Annotated in this window: 13 protein-coding genes and 1 tRNA gene; 8 read left to right on the forward strand and 6 right to left on the reverse strand. The window is 39.0% G+C overall.

Annotated features, from left to right (window positions below; genetic code table 11):
- The first annotated feature begins 255 nt into the window (after positions 1-255).
- Positions 256-1,425 (forward strand): hypothetical protein, encoded by a 1,170-nt coding sequence (locus tag ACYVHJ_RS02690; protein ID WP_460512339.1) that lies wholly within the window; start codon positions 256-258, stop codon positions 1,423-1,425.
- Between the two features lie 58 nt (positions 1,426-1,483).
- Here the strand turns inward: ACYVHJ_RS02690 and ACYVHJ_RS02695 are convergent, their stop codons facing one another.
- Positions 1,484-4,234, reverse strand: coding sequence for a TonB-dependent receptor (locus ACYVHJ_RS02695; protein WP_460512342.1), 2,751 nt, complete (start codon positions 4,232-4,234; stop codon positions 1,484-1,486).
- A gap of 364 nt (positions 4,235-4,598) precedes the next feature.
- Between ACYVHJ_RS02695 and ACYVHJ_RS02700 the strand changes: the two genes are divergently transcribed.
- Both ACYVHJ_RS02700 and ACYVHJ_RS02705 read left to right on the forward strand, forming a co-directional pair.
- Positions 4,599-4,671, forward strand: a tRNA-Gln gene (locus ACYVHJ_RS02700).
- A gap of 503 nt (positions 4,672-5,174) precedes the next feature.
- Complete coding sequence (locus ACYVHJ_RS02705) at positions 5,175-6,773, forward strand: calcineurin-like phosphoesterase C-terminal domain-containing protein (protein ID WP_460512343.1); 1,599 nt, start codon at positions 5,175-5,177, stop codon at positions 6,771-6,773.
- A gap of 360 nt (positions 6,774-7,133) precedes the next feature.
- Here ACYVHJ_RS02705 and ACYVHJ_RS02710 read toward each other — a convergent pair whose 3' ends face one another.
- From ACYVHJ_RS02710 to ACYVHJ_RS02730, 5 genes are all read right to left on the reverse strand, one after another.
- The gene (locus ACYVHJ_RS02710; protein ID WP_460512345.1) at positions 7,134-9,245 is read right to left on the reverse strand and encodes a TonB-dependent receptor; all 2,112 of its coding nucleotides are present in this window, start codon (positions 9,243-9,245) and stop codon (positions 7,134-7,136) included.
- A 327-nt stretch (positions 9,246-9,572) separates the two neighbouring features.
- Positions 9,573-9,914, reverse strand: a complete 342-nt coding sequence (locus ACYVHJ_RS02715; protein WP_339904077.1) for a hypothetical protein — start codon at positions 9,912-9,914, stop codon at positions 9,573-9,575.
- A 329-nt stretch (positions 9,915-10,243) separates the two neighbouring features.
- Complete coding sequence (locus tag ACYVHJ_RS02720) at positions 10,244-11,248, reverse strand: ABC transporter permease (RefSeq protein ID WP_460512348.1); 1,005 nt, start codon at positions 11,246-11,248, stop codon at positions 10,244-10,246.
- Positions 11,245-12,213 (reverse strand): ABC transporter ATP-binding protein, encoded by a 969-nt coding sequence (locus tag ACYVHJ_RS02725; RefSeq protein WP_460512350.1) that lies wholly within the window; start codon positions 12,211-12,213, stop codon positions 11,245-11,247. The genes ACYVHJ_RS02720 and ACYVHJ_RS02725 overlap by 4 nt, the downstream gene beginning before the upstream one ends.
- 7 nt (positions 12,214-12,220) lie before the next feature.
- Complete coding sequence (locus tag ACYVHJ_RS02730) at positions 12,221-13,078, reverse strand: COG1470 family protein (RefSeq protein WP_460512352.1); 858 nt, start codon at positions 13,076-13,078, stop codon at positions 12,221-12,223.
- Between the two features lie 220 nt (positions 13,079-13,298).
- On the opposite strand from ACYVHJ_RS02730, the gene ACYVHJ_RS02735 reads away from it, so the two are divergent.
- The 5 genes from ACYVHJ_RS02735 (at position 13,299) to ACYVHJ_RS02755 (ending at position 16,509) form a co-directional block, all read left to right on the forward strand.
- Complete coding sequence (locus ACYVHJ_RS02735; protein WP_460512354.1) at positions 13,299-14,123, forward strand: LytR/AlgR family response regulator transcription factor; 825 nt, start codon at positions 13,299-13,301, stop codon at positions 14,121-14,123.
- A 105-nt stretch (positions 14,124-14,228) separates the two neighbouring features.
- The gene (locus ACYVHJ_RS02740; protein ID WP_460512356.1) at positions 14,229-14,609 is read left to right on the forward strand and encodes a hypothetical protein; all 381 of its coding nucleotides are present in this window, start codon (positions 14,229-14,231) and stop codon (positions 14,607-14,609) included.
- A gap of 217 nt (positions 14,610-14,826) precedes the next feature.
- Positions 14,827-15,429: a Uma2 family endonuclease gene (locus ACYVHJ_RS02745; RefSeq protein WP_460512358.1), complete on the forward strand. Its 603-nt coding sequence runs from the start codon at positions 14,827-14,829 to the stop codon at positions 15,427-15,429.
- A 178-nt stretch (positions 15,430-15,607) separates the two neighbouring features.
- Positions 15,608-16,207: a Uma2 family endonuclease gene (locus ACYVHJ_RS02750; protein WP_460512360.1), complete on the forward strand. Its 600-nt coding sequence runs from the start codon at positions 15,608-15,610 to the stop codon at positions 16,205-16,207.
- A gap of 161 nt (positions 16,208-16,368) precedes the next feature.
- On the forward strand, positions 16,369-16,509 hold the full coding sequence (locus ACYVHJ_RS02755) for a hypothetical protein (protein WP_460512362.1): 141 nt from the start codon (positions 16,369-16,371) through the stop codon (positions 16,507-16,509).
- The last annotated feature ends 122 nt before the right edge of the window (positions 16,510-16,631 follow it).

Raw genomic sequence — 16,631 nt, forward strand, 5'->3', positions numbered from 1 at the left:
CTCTAATCAATAAAGCATCCCTTAGGGGCATTTGTACTGAATGCTACTCGGTGAATAACAAAACCAAAAACAGAATCCAAAAGTCAAAACTCCCCGGAAACAAAATATGGATTTATGTAAGTATAGCAGAATATTCAAATATGTAAGAACAATAAAACTCCAGAAATATAAAATTTTATAATGTTTGTCACGATAAGAAATTTAACTAATATCTTGTTTTTAAAAATTATAATTATTTATTTAGTTAAAAATACAATGAAGCATTCTCTAAATATTGCCTTCTTATCCTTTGCCATCTTCTCTCTTTTTCTTATTTCTTGCGAAAAGGAAAAAGCAGCAACAACCAAGCTATCACTTGCAATTACAGACAGCATTCGCATCGATTATTTAGGATTACTTGATTTCATGGACATCCAACCCAAGAGTGAGCGGATATTGTTTCACGACAGACAAAGAGGTATTATTTTAATGACAGATTTCAAAGGAAATCTGTTGCTTAGAATGGAAAAAGGTGGTGACCAAAAGGACAGCTACGGAGGTTTTTTATACAGCGCTGCCAAAATTAAAGATCGTGAGGACATTTCTCTGGTTTCACAAAATGGTTTTTTTGAATATGATGCTAATGGAAACTTAATCTCGCACCGAGCCTTTTCAAAAGATCCTCCATTATTGGCCGGCCGTGCAGCTGCAGATACTGAATTAATGGAACATAAGGGGCTATTTTACCAAAAAGGATTGGTTGCATGGGGAAAGTACAATAAAACAGAAGATGAGTATTACAATCAATTTCAACTTTTGGTGAAATTTGACCCTGAAAAAGGTACTGCAGAACGAATCATTAACCTTGAAGAAGACAGCCCTTTCCGAAGTACCGGAAGGGCCTATGAAATTTCCGAGATGAACCCATCCTTAACCATTTTGGGTGATCAGTTGTTGGTCATTGCCGGAACAGATCCATACCTTAATTTCTACGACATTGATTCATCTCACCAATTGTTGAATAGAAAACGGATCGCCTATCCCAATTACCATATGGGCGAAGGTGCAGACCGGTCAAAGGCAGATCCAAAGGCCATCGCCTTCGATGAATCTGCAGGGCGCACCTACACCTTAAAAGTTTACAAAGATTACCTTATCACCTCTTTTTCTACCGGATATGAACCGGCAGATAGAGAAGCCTATAAAGCCATCAAGAACAGAGAAGATTACAGCGATTTTAAGAATAAAATAAAAAATAAATACCAACCAGCCTTATTCCTAATGAATCACCAGGGAGAAGCGTTACAAAGTTTAGCGCTTCCGGACAAATTGGATCACCGTCAATTCTTGGTACGCAACGGGTCGCTTTGGTGGCTATCCAAATTCAATACGGATAAGGAAGAGGACTTTGTGAAAATTTACAAGGTGGAAATCATAGAAAAATAGGTGACCCATTTCTGAGTCACCTATTAGGCCTTAGCCAGGTTAAACCTTATGTGTGGATCTATAAAGCCATGTCATAACCTCCAAACCTTCTGAGGTTATAGGTAACTGTAAGCATAAAAAACTGTTTTAAAACCTGTGTCCTGACATCTTCTATGTACACATCCGTAACATTTCTATTAATACTTGCGTTTTGATTGAACAAATCAAAAACGGTAAGCTTAATTTCAGTTTTATTGCTAGGTGGAATTCTATAGCCTATATCCATATTTGCAAGCAGAATACTTCTATCAAACGCATCACCCAGGCCTGTATAAAGCTGGTGATTGAGACTTGTGCCTACAAATACACCTCCAACAAAATTCCAGAATAGATCCGCTTTGGTGCTATGGGTGTAATAATTGTTCTCCAAACTTTCTTGTAAACTACTTCTCACCCAGTTAAAAGTCCCACGGGAGGAAAGGTTGAAATCCACGCTTTCACTGATATTACTACTTAGGTTAATCCCTTGCCTGTAAGAAGTATTGTTATTGTTATTCAATTGGCCATTAATTATGCCCGGTCTGTTTCTTGTGGTAAAGCTTGAATTAATACTCAGGTTACTTTTCATGAATTTAAGAGGGAAACCATAACTACCATAAACCCTAAAAACATAATAATTGTCAAGGTTTACCGGTTTTCTAAATTGTCCTCCTTGAGCCAAGGTTATATCGTTTTGTATGAGCGTATCCTGAGAGGCTATAAAGGTTTCATTGCCTATATAATTGTTTCTTATATTTCCATAAAGAAAAAACATCCATGACCTATTGGTCTCGGGGTTTATAATCCTAAAACGTGTAAAAAGCCTATGACTGTACTCTTGATCTAATTCAGGGTTACCTGAGGAAAGTTGCAATGGATTGGCATTGCTGATCACATCCTGCAACTGACCGATGGATGGGGCGTCGGTATCCGTATTGTAATCAATTCTCAAGGAACTGAACTCTCCCGTTTCATAATTGATAACTGCTCTAGGTAGAAAATTGGAAAATGATTTTTTTGTATTTTCAAACCCCGGAAACAGCCTATCACTGTCTATATGAGCAGATTCGTAATTAACGTTGCTATAAAATGAAAGCTTTTCTGTATTAAAACTATAACCCACGCCTCCTCTATGGGTAATATAACTATTCTCAAACCTATTGGTCAAAGCACTATCTATCTGGATAAGCCCTGTTTCTGCCTCCTGAATTTCTACGTCCTGTCTTGTATTCGAGCTATTGTTTGATACCCGGTATCCAAAACGAAGACGCGATTTCTCACTAAGCGGCTCATAAAACCTAACTCCCGCATTGTAATAAAAACTATTGTATTTATTTTCCTTGAATTGGATCAGGGAATCAATGCTGCTATCTTGAAAACTAGTGGCCACCGATACCAGATCAGAATTACTATCACTATTGTATTTACTGGTATAGACAAAGGTAGAAAAAGCCCTTCCCTCTTTGTTAAATTTATACCTGTAATTCAAGGAGTTGGCAAAACTCATGGATTCTCGAGAAGAGGTGGTCTCGTTCTGATTTCTATTGATGAAAGTATTTTCATCATAAAGATTATAGGCATCCAAAAGGTTTACAGAATTTCTATAATCCAATCCTATTCTTGGCCGAAGAACCAAAGCATGTTTTTCGTTGATCTTATAATCTATCCTCGCACTAAACCTGTGACTTTGCGTTTTTGTATGGTAGTTTCTATCTTCATTATAAAGCTGAAGACTATCATCAGGTAATATATACTCTCTGGATGAAGTCCTATTCAGCACATTATCTCTGTCATTAAACAGGTAATTTCCTGAAACTTTTAATTTTTCATCCAAGTATTCATCAGAGAAATTAGCCCCCAAGGCATTGGTATTCGTAATTCCGGGCAACTCACCTACAGTTAGTCCGTCACTACTTCCTCCACTACTGCTTTCCAAGCTTCCTAACTCATCTCCTCCAAAATTTTGCTGATTGATATTATTGCTCAGTCCTAAAATGGATAACCTTTTGGCACCATTGAAGAAGTTCATATTTCCTCCTCCAATATAATTATTGTCTGTACCATAGCCTCCATAAAATTTACCAAACCTACCGGCACGCATATCCGGCTTGGTTATGATATTAATCGTTTTAATGGTTTCACCATCATCAAAGCCTGTTAATTTTGCTTCTTCACTTCCTTGGTCCAGAAACTCAATTTTAAGTACAACTTGTGCCGGAAGATTTTTTAAGGCCGCGGCTGGGTTGTCACCAAAGAAAGGCCTACCGTCCACCAAAACCTCTTTTACCTCTTCACCTTGCACCTCAATAACACCATTCTGGATTACCACTCCGGGCATTTTCCGAACCAGTTCATCCGCATCTGCTTGTGGTCTGGTTTTGAAGGCATTGGCATTAAAAGCTACTGTATCGCCTCTGACCTCCCCGGTGAGGGCATCTGCTGACAATTCAAATGCTTCTAATTCCTGTCCATCACTTACAATTTCAAAAACCCCCAAATCACTTCCTTCAGGGGAGGTCATTTTTTGTTGAAAGGTCTGGTAACCTATAAAGGAAAGTTCTAATAAAAATTCCTTAACTACGGGTCGGTTTATTTTAAATTTTCCATCAAAATCAGTGTAAGAAGATTGAAGGGTTTCTCCATCTTGGTTTTTTATAAAAACATATGCTCCAAATAATGGCTCCTTTGATTGACTGTCTACAATGGTTCCTGTAAACTGTTGCTGAGCAAAAATTCCGGAAATGGTGGAGAAGAAAAGAAATACTATTAATAAGGGGGATTTGAATGACATGAATAAATAAATTATGGAAATAGCAATTGGCTTGTTTTAAATCGCCAGCAAATTGACAATACATCCATAACATTCAAATGACAATTATGCCAAAGTGAATCTGACAGGTTTGTAAGGCAAATTAACTAGATAATTATTGACCTCGTTTATCGGAGATGTTCCTTCACAGGTGATAATTGCATCAAAAACGCTCTAATGAAAAAAAATATGCTTTTATCATATCTAAAAAGATAAAATTTGTTTCTGAGAATTAGCGATTTAAAGGTTTTGGAAGAAAATTCTTCGAAATGGGATTTGCATTAAAAAAAAAGACCTGTTACATTTGTCACACTAAAAAAGAGCAAGTCTTTTGAAGTTTAATGATTGGCCGATGGTGTAACTGGCAACACGTCTGGTTTTGGTCCAGAAGAGTCCAGGTTCGAGCCCTGGTCGGCCAACAGTCCAAGTCCCAAGTTGAAATATTCAGCTTGGGGCTTTTTTTATGTTAACCCCTTGAGAATCTACCTTTATTCTCTGCCCCACTGTCCTCTTTGTCATTCTTTGGCTCCATTCCTATTCAGTGCCAGAAAATCTTTTTATCAGTCAATGAATTGCCATCAGGCTCCTTTACAGCTAATACTTAACCTTGCTAATTATATGCTTCTGCCTAAATTAAGCCCGCGAGAAGAAAGCTTAATGATTAATTAATCAACCGCTTCCCCCCTATAAAATATTCATAATTAAGGGAATGGCAATAATTAATTCCCCCTATCGCTATTTTTTCCACAATCCTGATTTTTTAAAGTGGGGTTAAAATAAAAAAAACAATAGATTTGTAGTTGCTGAAATAGGTTAGCCGATACTTCTTTAAGATTGTTTACTTATTGCAGAAGCAAGCCTTTAATAGCCAACTGTTTTACAATTGAATTCAATTTCTTTTATACAGATCCATTTTAAAATCATGTCCAAATTAAACCACACACTACATTTAGGCATATTCATGGCCTTCCTTTCTACCCAATTTTTTAGTGCTACTTCAGTACTTGCTCAAGAAACCGTCACCGGTTATGTTTATGACGACCGCAACAACAATTCAATTAAGGACAAAAACGAGAAAGGAATCAAAGGTGTAGCGGTCACCAACGGAAAAGAGGTTAGGCTAACCAAGGAAGATGGAAGTTATAGCTTACCCGCTAATGATGATATGATTGTTTCTGTTATTAAACCCACAGGCTACGCTGTACCTGTAGATGCCAATAATCAACCGCAATTTTTTTATATCCACAAACCCAATGGCTCACCGGATACCGGTGAAAAAAGGGTTCTTCCTACAGGCAAACTTCCCAAATCAGTAGATTTTCCATTGATTGAACAGGACGAAGCGTCAAATTTCTCGGTACTCGTATTTGGAGACCCACAAGCAGATGACCTGACCAACGCAGGGTACTTCGAAAAAGCCATTGTTTCGGAAGTTATTGGAGGCAAAGGAGCTGCCTTTGGCATAAGTCTGGGGGATTTGGGTGCTAGAAATTTATTTGATACCTATATCCAATCCCTGGGGAAAATAGGTATCCCCTGGTACAATTTGCTAGGCAATCACGATACCAACAGCTATAAGGAAGACCAACTTTCTGATGAGACCTATGAAGCCAGCTTCGGCCCTACCAATTATGCATTAAATTATGCCAATGCCCATTTTATCGTATTGGATGATGTGATCACGCCCAACCCTTTCGGTCAGGGAAGTTATATAGGAGGCTTTCGAGCAGATATTTTGGAATTTATTAAAAACGACCTTAAGCATGTATCAAAGGACAAACTAATCGTATTGGCCTTTCATATTCCTATCTATGAGTTTGAAAAAGGGCCGGATCAATTTAGAGAAGGAGACAGACAAAAACTCTTCGACCTATTAAAAGGCTACCAATACACCCTTTCTCTATCCGGACACACACATTCTCAAAACCATCATTTTTTCACCACCGAAGAAGGCTGGCCCAATGCAGGGTTTCACCACCACTATAACCCGGGAGCTACTTCAGGGGGTATTTATATAGGTCCCAAGGACAGCTACGGAACACCTTCAGGCATAATGCGTGATGGCACTCCTAAGGGATATGCCTTTCTAAATATTACGGACAATACCTACAGCTATGAATACGTCCCTTCCGGAGACAATGACTGGAAAATGAGTATTCATATGCCCAAAATTGTACCCCAGGCAAAAAAATACAGAGGAGAAATTTCTGTGAACTTTTTTCAGGGAACTCCTAGGGACAGTGTAAAATACCGTGTAGATGACGGTGAATGGACAGCCTTAAAACTTGTACCCGAATATGATAAGTTTTTGCTGGACATTCTTCATGAATGGGATCATGCAGAAGAACTTCCATGGGGAATCAGGCCCTCCACTCCTTTAATCTCTTCCCATATATGGAGTGGCAGAATTCCTTCCCAACTTCCTTTGGGAGAGCATACAGTAGAAGTCCAAGCCAAGGATTGGTTAGGTAGAACCTATACTTCAAAAAAATCATTTAAAATCGTACCTGATAATCAGTAGATAATGGTTAATTGATTAATTGTTAATTGTTAATTGGTTAATTGGGGAGATGGATTACCGGTGCCTGAGCTTGTCGAAGGCAAAGGGGGACGGTAATGGTTAATTTTTGAATTGTTAATTGTTAATTGGTTAATGGTTAATTGGTTAATGGTTAATTGGGGAGATGGACTACCGGTGCCTGAGCTTGTCGAAGGCAAAGGGGGACGGTAATGGTTAATTTTTGAATTGTTAATTGTTAATTAGAGAAGGTTTCAAGAGGGTATAGAGTGGAATGGGCGAATATATAAGCATAGCTGCCCAACAAATAAAGTAGGCTTGTCAAATGTTTGTGACAAGCCTACTTTGAATAAACAAACACATTTACAGACTAAGCTTAAAGCCTCCATTGACCACAAAACCATCTACCGGGGCATAAATATCTCTGAATTGAGGGTCGTTAATATTGCCGGTGTAAATGGTATCAAACCTGGTCTGACGGGTATCCAACATGTTTTCAAAATTCAAGAAAAGGGAAAAATACTTTCCGATTTTCTTTTCGGACATGATACCCATGATCCAATAAGACTCCCCCGTACTGCCATCAGAAAGCTTTTGGGGACTGAAATAATACGCTTCCAGACCGATCCAGAAATCTCCATGTTTCTCATACATCAATACATTGTTCAGTCGGTGTTTGGCCACCAAAGGGTATTCGGTTGCTTCCTTGTCATAATGTTCCTTTACATCGGCATAGGTATACCCTACGAACAGTTTAAAATCATGGTAAGTCCATTTCATATTGGCTTCCAAACCTTGGGTATTGATATACCCACTTGGCTGGGTGAAGGCATACATGCCATTTCCGTTTGACTGCAATAACATCGGATCTTCGATCTGTGTGTAAAACAAAAGTGCATTTGTACTTAGGCTTAGATCATCTGTCACCGGCCATTTGTAATTGACATCCAAATTAACCCCTGTAGAACGTTCTGCACTGGTTTCAGAAAAGTCTATGGGTAGAATATTTCGGAAGTGCAGCCTTTCTGTGTCTTCGGTAAACTGGGTGGGTGTTTTGTAACCAAGGCCTCCCCCCGTCCTAAAGGTAATTCGCTCATTGGGCTCATACAATAAAGAAAAACGAGGAAGCAGATATGCTCCATATCGACTTTGATAATCCCCCCGCAAGCCTGTTTCTAAGGTCCATTGCCTAGCCATATTCCAGGTGTTTTGGACAAAAGCTCCGGTAGTGGTATTGGAAAACCCCAGGTCATTGTCGGGATCCCCCTGCCTTTGATCAAATTTTTCAGTCCAAAGATTCCCCCCTACAATCCACTCCATCCTTTTACCAAAAGTGACATAGTTTATTTCCGAGAAAGAGGAAACTTGCTTTCCGCTGAAAATATAATCCGGTATCGCTATAGACCTGTCAAAAAAACTGATACTGTTTTTTACCTGAATGCGAGAATGATCAGAAAAACGATGGGTTGCATCAAACTGGGTAGACAGGCGATCCGTTTCATTGGATTCAAAATAACCGGAGGCTGTTTTGCCTTCGATATAATCCATATTGCCTCCCAGCCTATCTTCGGTAGTAAAATTAAAGCCAAGATTTATTTCTGTTGCTTCATCAAGGTACCAAAACATGCGAGGGTTGATGGTATAGCGTTCAAATTCAGGAATAGCGGTGAGCCCTATGCCTGCCGGATCATAGGCTGTGCCTTTATTATAAGAGGCAAAAACCGTGGTTCCAATTTTACCGTATCTTTCCGAGTAAAACCCACTGAGATCCAATCCTAAAGCCGAGGTCCCATTGACCATAAAATTTAATTCTCTGTCTTCTCCGGGGGTTTTGGATATTAAGTTGACCAAACCGGCAATGGCTCCTCCACCATACAAGGTAGAAGAAGCCCCTTTGATTACTTCTACCTGCTTGAGATCAAGAGGGGCAATTTGCATCAGGCTTAAGCCTCCCGAATAACCGGAATACAAGGGAAGGCCGTCTCTTAGTAACTGGGTGTACTTCCCATCCAGGCCTTGGATCCTGATGCTTGAATTATAACTGGTGGCTGAAGTTTGTTGGGTCTGAATCCCTGTGCTTTCATTCAATAGCATACGGATATCACCCGGTTTCATGTTTCCTTTTTCCGCCAGTTCCTCCCCGGCAATAACTTCTACCCGCGAAGGAACATCTTCTATGGTTCTGCCACTCCTGGTGGAAGTGACCAGCACCTCTTCCATCTCCTCATGGGCATGCCCCATCAATAAGTTCAGCTCACCTTCCATTGGAAAAGACTGCTCCAATTCCATGGATTCATATCCTAAATGGGTCATTAAAACAGTATATTTTCCATTTGGAATTTCATCTATGGAAACTTTTCCTAAAACATCACTGGAAGTTCCTTTCTCCAATTGTGGAAAATAGACGGACACACCAAATAGCGCTTCCTTCGATTCCTCATCCTTGATCGTGACTTTAAATGTATTTTGTGACATGGCAGTGCCGTATAGGCAAAGTATTATCAGTACTGTGACAATGTGTTTCACGGTAATTAATTAATAGTTGATTGATTGAAAAATAATGGTGTGTAATTAAACCGGAAACAAGGAATGGGAACACCATCTGACTCATTTAGCTTTAACTAAAATCCTATACTGTTCTTCCATGTGGTTTTTTTTTGTAGCCAAGGGTACAAAAAAAAATCACTGGAACAAAATGATTTAGGCCGTTTTGTTGCGTCACTTTTGGCAACAATAATGACAAAATCTTTACCAATAAAAGTCAGTATTCCGGTTTAAATTACCTCAATGTACGTAGGTAGATTAAGCCTTTGGTGGCTTGAAAAAGGATTTGACGAGAATAAAAGGCTTGAATTCCGACCTAATTCCGGAAATTGTTCCATTGATCTCCTGAAAAGTTAAAGCTGGAAATTCAACTTGCTGAAGTATAATACCCGGACAATGGCCACAGGTAAAGAAAGGGGAACATAATCCCGATCCAGGAAAAGCTCCTTGTACAGGTTCATCAGCACAAGAACCTACCTCATCCACACAACTTTCTGAAGGAGGGCAACAAGGAAGAATGGATAGAGAAAGCACAATAGGGATCATAAGAGCTATAAATAGCCTTCTGATAAAAAATTGCTTTTTGTTCTTTTTTTCCATTTTATGGGTTGCCAACTATTGAAAATAAATACTTTCACATAATTTATTTTGCCTGCCAAAGTTATCCAATTCTATTTCTTTAAAAAAGTATTATGAGATAAACACTTTGATATAATGACCGATAATCAATAGCCTCCAGCAACATTGGATTGTCCTTAATACCTTTAGCCCGGTCTGCACTTGAAACCTAACACAGGACCTACGCTATCAATACTAGGATCAAACAAGTTGATATTTTTAAAGTAAAAGTGCTGTTTGAAGATTTCCTCTTTGCAAAGCAAAGCCATAACCTCCAAACAGCTTTATTTATATTAAACCAGGAAAAAGAATCATGTCCTTATTTCTCTTCTCATAAAAAGGTAATAGGAAAATGCAAAACAAAGCAAGGTAGCTGCTATCAGACCGGTTAATTGAGGCCAAACGATCAGCAGACTGTCCCTAATGGAAAGTGGTGAAGGAATGGCCCCGGCCATTTGTTCCATGGTAACCGGTCCCAAGCTTCTCACAGAGGGCATCAATAAGGTTGTTGTTGCATCTGCGTATAGTTGACTTGGAGCCAATCGAAGAATATTCAATATCATTTCATTGAGATGCATGACTTGCATCTGAGACAATTCACCGGCACCTGAGGTAAGCATGGTAACCACCATATTGACAACAATCTGATAGAAAACGGTGAAAAATAACCAGATACCAATTGCTGTTAGCGCAGAAGTGGATGCCTGCTTAAAGACAATGGAAAGTAAAATAGAAAGGCCTAGCCAAAAACCCACATAAACAGTACAGAGCACCATAAAACATAGTATTCTTATCAGCTCTTCGATTTCTATCATTACACCTGTAATGAGGATTCCTCCTCCGATCATTAATAAAGAGAGCGAGAGCAATAATGTTCCTACCAGTAAAAGTGAACTTACAAATTTTGACAAGAGCAAATTGTCTCGATAAATAGGCTGGGCCATTATCCTCGTCAGGGTTCCGTTTTGTTGTTCTGAATTAATGGCATCAAAGCCAAGACTGATTCCCAATAGGGGGCCTAAAAAATTAAGAAAAACATGAAACGGTGGCAAGGTTCCCTCAGTGGTGGTCAACAATTTAAGGTACAAGAAAAGGGTTTCCAAATCTTTAACCTTGGCTACTGTGTCTTTTATATTGTTCATGGCCACTGCAGTTGCCCCCCAAAAGGTAAGGACAACGAGCACCAATAGTATGATAAACCTCCAACTGCGAATATGACCGGCTATCTCCTTTTTTACCAATATCCAAAAAGGGTTCTGCTGCTTTTCATCGCGCACAGAAGCATTAAAATCCAACGCATTTATGATTCCTTTCATTGATCTATATTCTCCTTTATTGTGTTTTCAAAATACTTTTGATAAATATCCTCCAGTCCATATTCTTTCTTTTGGACTCCCATGATAGGATACCCTTTTTCCACCAAAAACCGGACAATATCAGGGGTGACATCCTCACTCCCTGAGATCCATGCATCATGAGCTTCTACTGAAATTTCCTTTATTGAGGGAAACTGTAGTAATTCCCTCTCATGCTTCCAAGGTAGGTCAATGGGGTTTTTAAAAGTTACATTTACCTCAAAGGATTTTCCTGTAAAAAGGCGGCTAGAAAGCGAAGCAATATCCCCTTCTATCAAAAGCTCCCCATCCACAAAAATCCCAACCCTATCACAAACCTGCTGCACTTGGTGAAGGTGGTGTGATGAAAGCAATACCGTAAGTCCCTTTTCCCTACTTAACCGTAAAATCAAGGACAGAAATTCCTTAACCCCACTCGGGTCAATACCTAAAGTAGGCTCGTCCAATATTACCACCTGAGGTTTTTTAATCAACACTTCTGCCAACCCCAGGCGTTGCTTCATTCCTCTTGAATAGGCCGCTGTTTTCTTATGAATGGCCTCTTCCGGCAAGCCGACCATATCCATTACCGCTATCGCATCTTTTCGGACTTCACTACGAGGAATACCGTTCAATTCACCGATATACATCAGGTTTTCCAAAGCAGACATATTGTCATAAAAGCCTACATTATCCGGCATATAACCCACCACTTTCTTTACAGCTAGGGGATTTTTGGTTGAATTCACCCCACAAACATGGGCTGTTCCCGCACTCGGCTCCGTTAGCCCCATCATCATCAATATAGTGGTGGTCTTTCCGGCACCATTTGGGCCCAATAAGCCAAATATTTCCCCTTTGTTAATGGTGAGATCTAATTCATTAACCGCAGTGAAAGTGCCATATTTCTTTGTCAGGCCTTTCAGTGCTATTACCTGCTTATCCATGACCTATTTATCTTCTTCCGAACTTTCGAATCAATACATAAACAAAACCAACTGCAATCAATATTATCAAAATACCAATTCCACCGGACAAAAGAGATGTTTTCACTGTCACCCTATAGGTTGCTGTACTTGTACTATCTGAGTTTTTGGCAGTAAACTTACTTACATAATCTCCTGCCAAAGTTTTATTAGGAACTGATAAAGTAGCAATCACATCTGCACTTTTGCCAGGCTCAAGCTCTTCCAATTCAGAGGGGGAAAAGCTTACCTCCCATTTTGAGGGGGTATTCGAAGTAAGCGTAATTTCATTTAAAGGAAGTGATCCTGTATTGATAACTTTTAAGTGAATTTCAGTGTTTTTTCCCTCTGTAATCTCCCCACTCAAACGTCCGGAAGGGGTAGTAAGCTCAATATCATAGGCTCCTTCTACAACAGCCTCAAGCTCCAGTTTCATTGAGTCATTTTCAGATTTTGCCTCGATAGGGAAGATATACTTTTCTGGAGCTGCATCATGAGCAGGTTTCACCTCAACATTGATACTTTCGGATTTCCCGGGTTCCAAATTAATGGAGGTGACTTGACTTCCTCTGGCCTTGAAAACCAGCCTCCAGCCCTTCGGAGCTTCAGCGCTGAGTTCATAAACTTGGATCTTGTTAGCGTTGTTTTTTAGGGTAGTCTGAAAACGAAAAGTCTCATTAACAGGAGCTTCAATATTAAACAGACGTGCAGTAAAAGAGGATTCAGATGCTGAATTTTGGGCTGAAACTGTAATTGATATAAGGGTAAACAAAAGGGCTAATGATAATGGAGAAAACCATTTCTTGCCCCTTCTGAGGCCTTTTTTCTGTAAATAAACGGCTGACATAATAATAAATAAATGAAGTTTATAAATTAAATTAATAAAGTAAAATCTTAGTCTATTTATCCTATGATAGCTATCCTGATAGCGGCTCCAATTATAAAATCACAGAAAAAAAAATACAAGCAATTAACTTTTTTTAACAAATCCCCAATACTTCATTTTTAGGAAAATTGTCTTGTAGCTTATTAAGCTTTTCAACTTTCCATTGTTTAAATTTAAGGCGATGAAAAAGAAAAATAATCTTTTAAACGCTGAATTCAACCTACTCAAGCATAACTGGGAAAAACTGGTTTTAATAGGTTTTTGCACCTTATTTTCAATCCTTTTCATAAATCTATACACCCCTTTCAGGATAGATCAATGGGAAGCGGACCAAGGACTGTCCCAATTTATTAGGCTTTCAGGGTTTGGAATTATCGGCGGAATTGTTTTGAGTCTTTCCCAGTTTGTCTTAAAACCTTTACTCAAAGGAGAATCTAAAGTGATTTATTTTATTTACTGGACAACGCTAGAAGTTTTGGCACTTGCCCTTGTTTTCTATGGATTATATGGCAGCCATGGTTCCAACTTCTTTTCTGAATATTTGATTAGCCTGAAATATACCTTTCTGGGCTTATTGATCCCCTATACATTGGCTTTATGTTTTATCTTCATTTTTCGCAAACAAAATGAAAGTCAAAACTCACCGGAATCGTTCAATTCCACCCAAAAGATTATAAGCTTACGAGATGAATACGGAAACCACAGGTTATCTTTAAAATCATCCGACATCTTATTTATCGAAGCTGCAGATAACTATTCCGTCATCTACTATAAAGACAGTGGTGTAATCAAAAAAGAAATGCTTAGAAGTTCTTTAAAAGCCCTTGCGGAACAATTAAAAGATCACGCCATTAAAAGATGTCATAGGTCATATCTGGTCAATGTGCAAAATGTAAAATTGGCAAAAAAAGCTTCAGGTAAAGTCAGCCTGCACCTAGAAGGCAGCACGTCAATCGTCCCTGTATCACGCAGATTCACCCCTGAATTTGATCATTTATTACACTGATATCGGTCATTCCTCCCTAAATAGAGGCCTAAAACCCTATTTTTCATACAGCAGCTTCCCAGCACTTAACTTTGTTTCATTATGTATAACCAAAAACACAATATCATGAAAAATTTAAGTGCATTATTACTGTTGTTATTTGCTGTAACATCATTTACTCAGGAGGTGAAGGCCTTTGAAATCCCATCTAAATATGAAGGCGCATGGGCATACGAATGCTATGATGCTCCTTACCCCTATCACGAAGGCACGGTGCTTATCGCAAATAAGGACAAAGCAACCACAGTAAAAGTTACTTTTAAAAATGGGCAATCCGTTTGGGGAAAAAATGTAAATGTAAAAGAAGGAAAATTATCCTTTGAGGTATACGTGGAAGGAAACATGGTAAAAACTGTACTGGAACAAAAAGGCGAAAAAGTGATTGGAAAAGCCAATTCACCTGAGGGAGTTATGAACTTGGTGGTTAAGAAAAAAGCAGAAAAATAAGCGATTCAAGGTATTACTTGAAAATAAAATTAGCCCAAAGTCTATAAGCTTTGGGCTTTTACCATTTTAAAAAGAAAAGCCGATGTAAATTCATAATATTAATCACACACCTTGGCACCTACGGTTTTGTTTTCCTTTCCAACCTATCCTTTTTGTCCACTAGCGATTTTAACCAAATCTTGTTATCTTTATTAGTCAACCTCGGTTTACGCAAAAGATGGAAAAGTCAAAAGATAAAGTCAAAGAACCCTTTTCTGCCTATGGAAGCTATTCCTATGCAGACTACCTCTCCTGGCAGCTGGATGAGATGGTGGAATTGATTCGGGGAAAAGTATTCAGGCAAGCTGCAGCAGCCCCTCGTCGAATTCATCAAGAGCTTACGGTAGCCTTGGTTACGCGAATTCATGGATTTTTAAAAGGAGGAAGCTGTAAGGTGTATACCGCCCCCTTTGATGTTCGCTTACCCATTTCTTCCAAAGACCTTGACAAAATCGACACCGTAGTGCAGCCGGACCTCTGTGTGGTTTGCGATCCGGAAAAACTGGATGAATTGGGCTGTGTAGGTGCCCCGGACCTGATCATCGAAATCCTCTCTCCCGGAAACAATAAAAAAGAATTGCAATTGAAATACGAGGTATACGAAGCCTCAGGCGTAAAAGAATACTGGATCATTCATCCAGATGAGCGCACCTTGTTGATCTATACCTTGGAAGCAGGAAAATACCGTCCTTCTAGGTTGTACACCATGGGAGACTGTATAAATTCTCAGGCACTTGCTGGTTTTGAGTTGGATTTGGATGAGGTGTTTGAGGAATTGTAAGTTCAAACGATAACAATAAGCGCTCTTTATATCTGAGAAAAATGAATTAGAACTATATAATTATTAATTGGTTAATGTAAAATTGTTAATTGAGGATAACATACAATTCCCAAATTAACTACCGGCAGATTCGCTCGTATATTGTTATCTTTATTATTCACTTCGGATTGCGCGAAAGATGGAAAAAACAAAAGATAAAGTCAAAGAGCCCTTTTCTGCCTATGGAAGCTATTCCTATGCAGATTACCTCTCCTGGCAGCTCGATGAAATGGTGGAGCTGATTCGCGGAAGTGTGTTTAAACAGGCAGCCGCTCCCCGATTAATTCACCAACGGATCTCCGGGAAAATTTTTCATCAAATCTATACTTTTCTTCAAGGAAAAAATTGCGAAGTATTTACTGCTCCTTTTGATGTTCGCTTACCCGTTTCTTCCAAAGACCTTGACAAAATCGATACCGTAGTGCAGCCGGACCTCTGTGTGGTTTGCGATCCGGAAAAACTGGATGAATTGGGCTGTGTAGGTGCCCCGGACCTGATCATCGAAATCCTCTCTCCCGGAAACAATAAAAAAGAATTGCAATTGAAATACGAGGTATACGAAGCCTCAGGCGTAAAGGAATACTGGGTAATCCATCCTGACGAGCGTACCTTGTTGATCTATACCTTGGAAAGAGGAACATACCAACCCTCTCGATTATTAACTTTGGGAGATCGGGTAAAATCACTGGCACTTGCTGGTTTTGTCTTAGATTTAAATGAGGTGTTTGGGGAGTTGTGAATATAGGTTACATTTACAAGTAAGAGTATTGGGAACTTCTCTTTTAGAGATTTCTAACAAGTGTGGTGTAAAAGAAAAAAACTAACTGCTTTTTTTAATTGTGAGGACTCGCTTAGGAATTCAGAAGAGGAATCTCTTAGAACTGAATTAGTACGTCATGGATGGATGTAGAACAATTAAAAACACCTGAAGATCTTATTATAAATCTTCCTTTGATGCCTTGGGATATGGATAGATTGAAAAACACTGGACCAAGTGGGTATTTCTACTGGGGAGAGAAATCCTTTAAAAGACTCTATTAATTAATATTTTAAAACATACTGGCTCATTCAGTTAAGACTGGATTGATTTTGTTGTTTCTACACCTCTTCCAAAAAAGTTTACACAGGCTATTCGGTATTCTATTGGATAATCCCCGTTTAAT

The sequence above is a fragment of the Cyclobacterium sediminis genome (assembly GCF_054781075.1).